11 protein-coding genes are annotated in these 10,313 nt (G+C 58.6%); 2 read left to right on the forward strand and 9 right to left on the reverse strand.

Annotation, left to right across the window (positions count from 1 at the left end; all coding sequences use genetic code 11):
* Positions 1-61 precede the first annotated feature (61 nt).
* Positions 62-307: a hypothetical protein gene (locus tag BS630_RS38335; RefSeq protein WP_077980722.1), complete on the forward strand. Its 246-nt coding sequence runs from the start codon at positions 62-64 to the stop codon at positions 305-307.
* Positions 308-394: 87 nt separating this feature from the next.
* Here BS630_RS38335 and rsgA read toward each other — a convergent pair whose 3' ends face one another.
* The 9 genes from rsgA to BS630_RS32530 form a co-directional block, all read right to left on the reverse strand.
* Complete coding sequence (gene rsgA, locus BS630_RS32495) at positions 395-1,447, reverse strand: ribosome small subunit-dependent GTPase A (protein ID WP_077980723.1); 1,053 nt, start codon at positions 1,445-1,447, stop codon at positions 395-397.
* 34 nt (positions 1,448-1,481) lie between these two features.
* Positions 1,482-1,655: a hypothetical protein gene (locus BS630_RS37550; protein ID WP_165503784.1), complete on the reverse strand. Its 174-nt coding sequence runs from the start codon at positions 1,653-1,655 to the stop codon at positions 1,482-1,484.
* Between the two features lie 332 nt (positions 1,656-1,987).
* A complete protein-coding gene (locus BS630_RS32500) occupies positions 1,988-3,172 on the reverse strand; it encodes an MFS transporter (RefSeq protein WP_077980724.1) in 1,185 nt (394 codons plus the stop codon).
* Between the two features lie 499 nt (positions 3,173-3,671).
* Positions 3,672-3,998 carry a MurR/RpiR family transcriptional regulator gene (locus tag BS630_RS32505; RefSeq protein WP_077980725.1) on the reverse strand — a complete coding sequence of 109 codons (327 nt, stop codon included), beginning with the start codon at positions 3,996-3,998 and terminating at the stop codon, positions 3,672-3,674.
* Positions 3,999-4,030: 32 nt separating this feature from the next.
* Positions 4,031-5,053: a Gfo/Idh/MocA family oxidoreductase gene (locus BS630_RS32510; RefSeq protein ID WP_077980726.1), complete on the reverse strand. Its 1,023-nt coding sequence runs from the start codon at positions 5,051-5,053 to the stop codon at positions 4,031-4,033.
* Between the two features lie 29 nt (positions 5,054-5,082).
* Positions 5,083-5,880, reverse strand: coding sequence for a TIM barrel protein (locus BS630_RS32515; RefSeq protein ID WP_077980727.1), 798 nt, complete (start codon positions 5,878-5,880; stop codon positions 5,083-5,085).
* 25 nt (positions 5,881-5,905) lie between these two features.
* Positions 5,906-6,706 (reverse strand): ATP-binding cassette domain-containing protein, encoded by an 801-nt coding sequence (locus BS630_RS32520; RefSeq protein ID WP_077980728.1) that lies wholly within the window; start codon positions 6,704-6,706, stop codon positions 5,906-5,908.
* A gap of 2 nt (positions 6,707-6,708) precedes the next feature.
* Positions 6,709-7,830 carry an ABC transporter permease gene (locus BS630_RS32525; RefSeq protein ID WP_077980729.1) on the reverse strand — a complete coding sequence of 374 codons (1,122 nt, stop codon included), beginning with the start codon at positions 7,828-7,830 and terminating at the stop codon, positions 6,709-6,711.
* A 129-nt stretch (positions 7,831-7,959) separates the two neighbouring features.
* Positions 7,960-8,907 carry a sugar ABC transporter substrate-binding protein gene (locus tag BS630_RS32530; protein WP_077980730.1) on the reverse strand — a complete coding sequence of 316 codons (948 nt, stop codon included), beginning with the start codon at positions 8,905-8,907 and terminating at the stop codon, positions 7,960-7,962.
* Positions 8,908-9,120: 213 nt separating this feature from the next.
* Here BS630_RS32530 and BS630_RS32535 point away from each other — a divergent pair, with 213 nt between their 5' ends.
* Positions 9,121-10,113: a LacI family DNA-binding transcriptional regulator gene (locus BS630_RS32535; RefSeq protein WP_077980731.1), complete on the forward strand. Its 993-nt coding sequence runs from the start codon at positions 9,121-9,123 to the stop codon at positions 10,111-10,113.
* Positions 10,114-10,313 lie beyond the last annotated feature (200 nt).

Consider the following 10,313-nt stretch of genomic DNA (forward strand, 5'->3'; position numbering starts at 1 on the left):
CGATTTGCGCGAGCGGGACAGCTAGAGACAGCACGTCCACATCTCCTAAAGCAGGATCTTGATGAACGCGGATATGATAGCCGCCTGGGCGGTGGAAAATGGATTCCATGCGATGGATTCCGGGAATTATCGTCGCCATGACAATGCAGGCGTGATCACGATCGAGATAAAGAGGATGTCATTCCTCCTCATCGATGAGAGGCAAGGCTTGCGACCCCGCCTCATATCGCGGTTGTTCAAAGACATATCCCTCACAAGCGGGAGCGGCCGCTTGCAGGGTCTACTTGACCACAAACGCAATCATTGAGCGCTGCCCTTATTCGACAGCCCAACCAATTCAGGTGGCGGATCATGGGCTGATGCCGATGAGCACCGTCGCAAACGTTCTACACTTTCAATATTTCTTCTTGCGAACGATCTTGTTGCCGCGTGGTCCGCTCACGACCGGTGTTCGGTCGCGGTTTTCTGCAAGCAGGTTCCGCCAGCGTTCCAGGCGATCGGCGACCAGAGCACCGCTTGCGACAGCTGCCTGGACCGCGCACCCAGGTTCATGGGCATGGGTGCAATCGCGAAAGCGGCAAAGCGGCGCCAGCTCGGTTATTTCAGCAAAGAGGGTGTCTATACCGTCGGCACCATCACTCACGTAAAGCGTTCTTATTCCCGGCGTATCGATGACCCAGCCGCCGCCTGAAATTGCATGCAGGGATCGCGCCGTAGTTGTGTGGCGGCCCTGCGCGTCATATTCGCGGATGGTGCCCGTCTTTTGCTTTGCGTCGGATTCAGGCCCGGTCATGGTGTTCACCAGCGTTGATTTTCCGACACCAGAAGATCCCACTAACGCAACCGTCTGGCCAACGCCGCACCAGGGCCTCAACAGGGAAACGGCGTCCGCGGAGCGCCCATTCAAGGCGATGACTGGCAGGTCACGCTGCAACGCCTCGGCTTGCGCCTGGAATATGCCGACATCTTCCGCGGTGTCCACCTTCGTTAGCACAATCACCGGATTGCTCCCGGCCTGGTTGGCCATGATCAGGTAACGTTCCAGCCGAGCAAGATTAAAATCGGCATTGCACGAGGTCACGATCAACAGGGTGTCGATGTTGGCGGCAACAAGTTGCTGGCCACGTCCGCCTTCCGGGCGTCGCTGAAAGACACTTTTTCGGTCGAGACGTCTGATAAGCATGTCAGTCAGTGCATCGGCAAGAACCCAGTCGCCCACCGCGTAGTCACCGGTACTGGTATTGGATGGAAATTCCAGTCCGACCGGCCCGGTGACATCGATTGCCTCGATGCGTGCCCGGTGAACTGAAGCGATGCGTCTGGGGATCAAGTCCGCTTCGCTGGGCTGGACCTGGTCAGCGAAGAATTCAGACCACCCAAGCAGTTCCAGCGATGAAGAAAGTTGGGAGCTGGTCAAATCTTGTTCCACTTTCAGTAAGGCTGCCATAAAGGGTTTTGAATGATCTTCCGCGGCGTTTCGCCTAGCGTGGATGATCCCGTTTTGGCAACGAGGTTGCGTAAGCAGCAGCTTCGCCGGGGTAGGGGAAATCGTCCCCGAGCTGACGGTCCCCATCGTAGACTTTGAAGGTAGGCCCCTCGACTTCAACGATCTTATAGCCATTCACGTATTCGATCTTCGGTGTTTTCCAGCCCATCAAAGCTCTCCAGTGCGGTCCGAGGGTTGTGTCTCTGAGGATGTGCCAAGACCTCATACACAGCGATCTATGACCTATCAGGTGCTTCACGATTAGCCAACGCCGGTTCGATCCCGCTCAAGGCCGTCGTTCGTCTGTAAATTCGGCGAAGCGTCACCGCCAGGCTGGTTTACACGTGATCAATAGCGCACGATGGCGATCTCCCCCGACCAGAACGGACTGACCTTCAATCTCGCAAGGCTTAGGGAAAGCACCATGCATGCCGCGACGACGTGCTCGTTTGGGCCTTGCGCGGAACCAATCGCGCGGCCAAAAACCGGCAGCACAATAAGTCACCCGTTGACGCTTCGAGCAATCGCAGCGCTACCGCCGCCGGCAGCCCGGCGCGTAGCAAGCGCCTTGGCCGAGAAGAGCGCGTAAATGATCAGCGGAAGACAGACGAGATAGGATGTCCGGATGCCAGCATGTTCGGCAATGAAGCCGAGCAGCGGCGGCGCCAGGAAGAAGACGACAAAGCTCATCTGGCCGAGGGCGGCGACGTTGAGATACGCCGCGCGATCTGTGCGTTGGGCCGCCGCCGAAACGGCGAGAGGATAGACCGCGCTGCAGCCGGCGCCCATCAAGGCAAAGCCCGCCAGCGCGACATAGGGATGCGGCGCCCCCGACACGGCGCAGATGCCGATCGCCGAAAGAACAAGCAACATCGTGGCGACGGCTCGCGCACCAAACCGATCGACAAGCGGATCGACGAACAGGCGCGCCAGCGCCATGCAGAAGGTAAAGAGCGTCAATCCCAGTCCGCCAATGAAGGGCTCGACCGAAAACACATCGCGCATATAGATCGCCGACCAGTCGATCCCGGCACCTTCGACGAGAAAGGCCGCGATGCCGATCACGCAGAGCGGCATTAGGCCCCAGGTGGGAAGCGCTACCAGCGGCGCCTTGCCTTCATGCAACGCGATCCGCGCCGGTGCATTCCGCATGCCGGAAATCGCCCAGATGCCGATGATAAGAACCGTGACAAAGGTCGCGGCGAGATGGAGTTCCATCGAAATGCCGGCTTGGCGGACGACGGAGGAGACAAGTGCTGTGACGAAGAAGCCGAGGCTCCAGAAACCATGCGCCCTGTTCATCACGCCGCGTCCTAACTGCGCTTCGATGCGGTCGATCTCAACATTGAGATTGATCTCCAGCGCCCCGGCGAGCAGCCCCTCGACGAAGAGCACACAGAACACGAGCGGCGCCGCACCGATCCACGGCACCAGCGACAGCAGCGCAGATGTGCCGAGAACAGTAATGAATGCCGTCGTACGCGCGCCCAGCCGGGCGATCAAGGGCGAAGATAAAGTCAACGAAATCAAGGCGCCGATCGCAGCCCCTATCAGCGTCAACCCCAACTCGGACTTATTGACGCCCATCGCAACCTGCAAATCCGGCATCCTCGACAGCAGCGCGCCCAGCGACACAGCGAAGAGAAAGAAGCAGACATAGATCCGCTGCTGCGGCGCGATTTTCATGATGCAACTCCGGGGATTGACGCGTCGACGCAAAACACGCGCGTATGGACCTGGGATGTCTATCTCAGAGGGCCCAAGATCGAAACTAGTTTCTGAGGGAATGCGTCGGAGAAGGTGATCTTGGGGAGCGGCGCGATTTGCCGAGCCGCGGTAACGTGTGCGTGCCGCTTGATCAAGGTTTCAAGCTTGCCGCCGCGATTCCAAATGCGAGCTTCGTACCGCTTGAGAGCAAGAACCATGTGCTCGTGCCGGACGAGGCCTGCATGTAACGTGTTTCAAGCCGAATTTGCTGCCTTCCTCGGGTAGAAATCGGTCGAGGCAGCCGCGCGCGGTTCGTGGGGCTATCTCACATCAAGCCTCCCAACGATCTCCTTTGGTCTAGCAGGTGCGTCGCTTTTCGCCGATACAGATTGAGGAGCTAGTTTGACAAACTTTGCCAATTTCAGTTTAACTTGTGCGCAGTATGGAGGCCCAAATGGCCGACTGTGGCGACGGCCATCTACCCATCGCTCTCGTTTTTCGTACCCGACTCGGGTAACAACACAGCCAGGCGGCGGCGCAACTCATTTCTGAAAATTGCGCGTGCCTGCGCGATTTCATGGAAACCGATATGCGCAACGAAGCGCATGACCGTAGAGACGGAGACGCCGCAGTCGTCCGCGATTGAGGTCGCGCTACCAAAGGCCATGAGTTCCGGTTTGGCCAGGACCCTCTTCGCCACATTCTCGACGCGAAGAGGGAAGGTGACGTGGCGGCAGGCGATGGCCGACTTCAGCTCTTCGAAACTTGCCGGCGGGCTGCATAGATTGCGGATATGCTGCGACATTTCTTGGCACACTCCGTCTTTTGCGATCCGGCCTAGAGGCTGGACAGCTGAATTGTCCTGCGTTCGGTAATCGACGTGATACAGGCGAGCGCGATGGCAAGCGCATTGCGGGCATCTTCACCGGTCGGGCCGGTGACGGAGCCTGTCCTTATGGCGTCGACGAAGGAGGCGAGCTGGGCGGTGTAACCGTGGACAAAGTGATCCGTGTCACGCCGCCAGGTATCGTTCGAAACTCCGTTCTTGTCGTAGAGCGTCATCGAGGAACGGCGTACATCGCCCATCGTCACCATGCCTCCGGAGCCGAAGACCTCACCGCGGATGTCGTAGCCGTACATGGCGCAGAAATTCGCCTCCGCCACAGCGATCGAACCGTTGTCGAAGCGGATGGTGACGACGGCGGTGTCGTGAAAACCCTTTCTGGCAAAGTCCGGTACCACGAGGGCATCGGCAATCGCCGTCACCTCGATCGGGGTTGCTTTCGGGTTCAGCCACAGCAGCGTGTCGAAGTCGTGGATCAGCGTCTCATAGAAGATCGTCCATAGCGGCGTCTTTTCCGGGTTGCCGCCGTAGGGACCCGGGTCTCGCGTCAACGAGCGAAGAAGTTGGACGGAACCAACTTTGCCGGCGTCGATCGCCGCGCGGCCCTCGTAAAAAGCCTGGTCCCAGCGGCGATTGAAACCAACCTGGAGCGGTACCTTGGCAGACTTTGTCTCAGCGATCGCCTCGTCTGCTTCCCCGAGCGTCAGCGCCATCGGCTTTTCGCAGAAGACCGCTTTTCCGGCCCGGGCGGCTTCCACGACGACGCTCGTGTGGAAACGCGCCGGCGTGGCGATGATGACGCCATCGATCTCCGGATTGGCGAGGAGCTCCGATACGCTGGTATAGGCTTTGGGTGCATCGAGCGCTGCCGCCAGTTTTTCGGCAGCGCCCGGCGCCGGATCGGCGACGGCGAGCAAATTGGCATCAACCAGGCGCCGGGCGACGCTTTCGGCGTGGAACGAACCGATGCGGCCGGCACCGATGAGAGCGAGATTGACGGGACGGTGGGCGGGCATGGAAAGCTCCTGAAAATGCTGCTGTCGGATCAAAGGGAAAACGCGTCGCGAAAGCGGGAAAGCGCCAGCTCGTCATCGCCGGAAGGCCAGGCTTCCATGCCGATCGTGCCCCGGTAGCCCATCTCATTCAGGGCGCGTGCGATCGCCGGATAGTTGATTTCACCAGTGCCCGGCTCTTTACGGCCGGGAACGTCGGCGACCTGGATTTCACCGATATGTGGAAGAGCGGTGCGGCAAAGCTCGATCAAGTTCCCCTCGCCGATCTGTGCGTGGTAAAGATCGAGGTTGAGCTTCAGCGACGGCCGGTTGACGGCCGCCACCAATGCAAGAGTGTCGGCGGCCTTGGCAAACGGCGTCTTCGGATGGTCAACAGCCTCGTTCAGGTTTTCGAGCACGAAGGTGACGCCTTCCTCCTCGCCGAGATCGGCGATACGCTGTAGGGTGTCGTACGCCTTCAGCCACATGGCGCCAGTGACGATTTCCGATTTGACGACGGGCAGACCCTGCCCGTCGAGCCCGGTGCCGTGCAGGTTGAGGCGTGGGCAGTTGAGTTCCTTGGCGACGGGGATCGACAGGCGCGCTGTGCGCAGAAGCTCATTCGCACCTTCCTCGTCTGCCAAAGTGCCGGTCACGTATCCGGTCATCGACGAGAAAGTGGCGCCAGATTTTGCGATCGCCTTGATATCGTGTTTCGTCCAGTCCCAAATTTCCGCCTGGAAACCGAGTTCTGTGATCCGTTTCAGCCGATCAAGAACGGGCAGGGAGCGAAACACCATTTCAGCGCAGACTGCGAGCATGAAAGGCGAGGATTTTAGGATCGTGGTCATTTCTGTTTCCCAATGCTTGTATTGCTCAGATCGTCCCGCCGAGCTCGTGAGAAATCACCTGCAGTTCCTTGCCGCCGGCCATGAGGTTCTGCAGTTCCTCGAGAGAAATCTCGCTTTTGTCGAAGGTGCCGAGCGTCTTTCCACGATTGAGAACCGTGAAGCGGTTCCCGACTGCAAAGGCGTGGCGGACATTGTGGGTAATAAAAATTACGCCGAGGCCTTTTTGTTGGACCTGGTGGATGTACTTCAGCACCATTGAGGTCTGGGCAACACCCAATGCCGACGTCGGCTCATCGAGGATGAGGACCTTGGCTCCGAAATAGACGGCCCGCGCGATCGCCACACATTGCCGCTCGCCGCCGGAAAGGGTGCCGACCGCCTGGTTGGGGTCGCGGATATCGATGCCGATCTTGTGCATCTCCTCGCGGGTCACCTCGCTGCAATACTTGAAGTCGACATGGCGAAACGGAGGAATGCCCTTTACGGGTTCCCGTCCCATGAAGAAGTTTCGCGTGATCGACATCAGCGGGATCATCGCCAGATCCTGATAGACGGTTGCGATCCCGGCATCGAGCGCATCGCGCGGACTGGTGAACGCGACTGGCTTTCCCTCGACCAGGAAATCGCCGCCCGAAGGACGGACCACACCCGACAGCGTCTTGATGAGCGTGGATTTCCCAGCTCCGTTGTCGCCAAGCAGGCAGAGCACCTCGCCCCGCGACACCTTCATCGAAACGCCCGAGAGCGCAATGACGGAGCCGTAGTGCTTGACGATATTTTTGACTTCGATGACCGGCGGAGCGGTTTGTGATTGGCTATCAGTCATGATCAGCGCTCCCCTGTCACTTTGCGGCGGATGAAATTGTTGAAGAGAACGGCCAAAAGCAGCATGGAGCCGAGGAACACCTGGAACCAATCCGAGTCGAACTTCGTGTAGGTCAAGCCGATCGAGACGAGGCCGAAAATGATGGCACCGAAGAAGGCGCCGATCGCCGAACCATAACCGCCGGTCAGCAGGCATCCGCCAATCACGGCAGCGATGATCGCCTCGAATTCCTTCTGGAAGCCGCGGCGCGCGTCCGTCGAGCCGGCGTCCAGAACCGTGATGATGGCCACAAGCGCCGCGGCGCAGGCCGTGAGCGCGAAGAGCCCCGTCTTCACGCGATCGACCGGTACGCCGGAGTTTCTTGCCGAATTGGGATCGCCGCCGGCGGCAAAGACCCAGTTTCCGCTCCGGGTGCGCAGAAGAACCCAGGTGGCGAGCCCGGCAATGGCGATGAACCAGACCACGGACACCGGCACGCCCGTGACTTTCGGAACGCCGTTGTCGAACTTCTCGATCAGGCCATGGGCTGCAAGCCAGCTGAAAAGATCCTGGAAGGCGACGCCTGAGAACAAACGCTTCAAGAGACCGTCGCCGACGACCTCACCGATGCCGCGAAGCTGCGTTGAGCCGCCTGTCGCCCATTTCAGGCCAACGAGGGTTAAACCCCGCAGAATGAAAAGGAAGGCAAGCGTGACGATGAACGACGGCAGCCGTGTCCTGATCACGATCTGTCCGTTCACCGCGCCCATGGCGGCTGCAAGCAGCATCGTGATGATAATGGAAATCCAGAGCGGTTGGCCGAAATTGGTCAGGGCCGCACCGAAGATCAATCCGGCGAAGGCCACCATAGAGCCGATCGAGAGATCGAACTCGCCACCAATCATCAGCAGAGCTGCCGCAATGGCGAGAATTCCCAGCTGTGAGGCCGGGGCCAGGATCGTCATCACACCTGAAAGCGAAAACATCGAACGGTCTGCGGTAAGAAAGAAGAACGTCACCACCAGGATGAGGCCAGCAACCGCACCGAGCTCGGGCCGACGCATCATATGTGTGAGAAAGCCCACCTGCTTGATGCGCTCGTCGGAGTTAGACGCATCTCCTATTTTTTGCTCAATCGGAGCCATGATACCTACCTCCCAATGGATGCAATTCGCCGAAGCGCCGAGGGCATTCCTCACGGCGCACGTCGCCTGTCGAACACCCTCTTCGAAAGCGGAGGGTGTTCGACAATCAAGCCTTTCGGCAGTCGTGGATTAGCGGATGCCCTTTGCAGATAATTCGACGACCTGGGCGGCCTTTTCCTTGGTGATCAGGTTCGGACCGGAAGGCACGTTGCCGCCGGGGATCAGGCCGTACTTGGCATAGTTTGCGAGGAAGACCACGGGCAGATAACCCTGGAGGAACTGCTGCTGATCGATGGCGAAAGCGGCATCGCCAGCTGCGACAGCCTTCAGGAAGTCTGCAGAAAGGTCGAAAGTGGCGACTTTGATCTTGCCAGTCATGCCTGCATCGGCGACGGCAGCCAGCGACGGTTCGCCGGCAGTGCTTGCGCCAAGCGCCATAACGGTGTCGATGTCGGGATTGGAACTGAGCGCCGCCTTCACCTTGGCCCGAACGTCGGCCGGATCGTTGGAGACGGGTAGGACCGTAACGGTACCCGCAAAACCATCGGAAAAGCCCTTGCAACGCTGATCGAGGGAGACGTTGCCGACTTCCTGGTTGACGCAGATGGCAACCTTGCCGCCCATTTCCTTGAGCTTTTCGCCCGCTGCCTTGCCGGCGCTGTATTCGTCCTGGCCGACATGGAGGAGCGCTCCGAGCGACTTCGAGACATCGGAACCGGAATTGATGGAAATGACCGGAATGCCGGCGGCGACAGCCTTTTGTATGGACGGGCCCAATGCGGACGAATCCGGGATCGAGACGATCAGACCGGCTGGCTTCTGGTTGACGGCTGCGTCGATCAACTGGCTCATGGCCACCATGTCGAAGGTTTCCGGTGCGCGATAATCGATGCTGACACCGGCATCCTTGGCACCGGCGCTCACTCCGTTCTTGACGACGGACCAGAAGGGGTCGTTGGCCTGGCCGTGCGTTACGGCGATGATGTTGATATCCTGTGCGATGGCAACGCCGGATGCAGCGCCAAGCGCTCCAACCACGGCAGCGCCCAGCACGATTTTACGAAGAAACGATTTCATAAAAACTCCTCCCAAAGGGTGTCCCGCACCTCCGAGCGCGAGAACCACCAAAAACGCCTCAGACGGCGCGTCCTCCAAAGTTGCTACCGGGTGCATATTTTTTGCTACCGGTAGCAAACGTGCATAGCTATAAGATTCTTGCTAAGAGAAATCAACCATTCATTTCGCATTCCGGCAGAAATGGAATAAACGTTTCAAACGGGAGGTTCGACTATGAAGCGAGCGACGGCGCAGAACGTGGCGATGGAGGCCGGCGTTTCAAAGTGGACGGTCATCCGCGCATTTACGCCGGGTGCATCGATCACGGAAGCAAGCAAAGCCAAAGTGCTGGAGGCGGCAGAGCGGCTCAATTATCGGCCTAACCTGTTGGCCAGGAGCCTTGCCACCAATTCTACACATCAGGTCGCGGTTCTCGTTGATGACTTCGCAAACCCGCACAAGCTTCCGTTTCTTGAAAAGCTGACCGCCAGCCTGCAGGCGGAGGGGCTCGTGACCATGTTGATCAATATCAATCAACACTACAACCACGTGCACGCCATATTGAATGCCGACCAGCGGCAGGTTGATGCGATCGTGCTCTTTGGTACGGCGTTTCGGGACGAGATGTTGACAGATCATAAGCTGGGACGCGGTGGGCCTCCGATGTTTGTTCTTGCTCGAGATAGCCAGATCGAAGGTGTTCCCGCCATCTCCTGCGATGCGGTCGTGGCGATTGCCGAGATCGGCGAGCACCTATTAAAAAGGGGATATCGGAGACCGGGATTTATGGCCGGGGCGCGTACATTGTCTACAGCGCTTGGCAGGCGGAGAAACTTTAAGGAGTTCTGGCGAACCGCTCTCGGCGTCGAGCTCGTAGAGATGTCTGCCGAGCGTTACAGCGCAGAAGCCGGCGCGCAAGCCGCACGGGACTATCTGTCCAAAATTGCGCCGGAAGACCGGATCGATGTCCTCATGTGCGAAAACGATGCTCTCGCGTTCGGAGCGATGGATGTTGCCCGAAGCGAGTTCGGCTTACGTGTGCCGGATGATCTCGCCATTGTGGGCTTCGACAACGCTGCTCCTGCGGCGTCACCAGCATACGGCCTTACAACCTACGAGCAACCCACCGACCAGATGGTCAAAGCGGCAATAGACATGATTCTGGAAAGAGCACCGAGGGAGACGGTTAACTTCAAAGGCGAGCTTGTGGTGAGAGATTCGGCCTGATTGATCAAGCAATATAGGCCAAAACGTATTTGGGCAAAATCCTCCAGGCGACATCTTGTCCGGGGCGCTGCGGTTGATTGGTGCAATCACTTAGTTCCATAAGCTATCTTATGCGATATATGCATGTGGGGGCTATTTAGTAATGCGACAGTTGGGCCAGTTAGAGATGCGACAGTCTCGCCTCTCGACGCACTGGTCAA

The organism is Rhizobium laguerreae, from assembly GCF_002008165.1.
Classification (GTDB): Bacteria; Pseudomonadota; Alphaproteobacteria; order Rhizobiales; family Rhizobiaceae; genus Rhizobium; species Rhizobium laguerreae.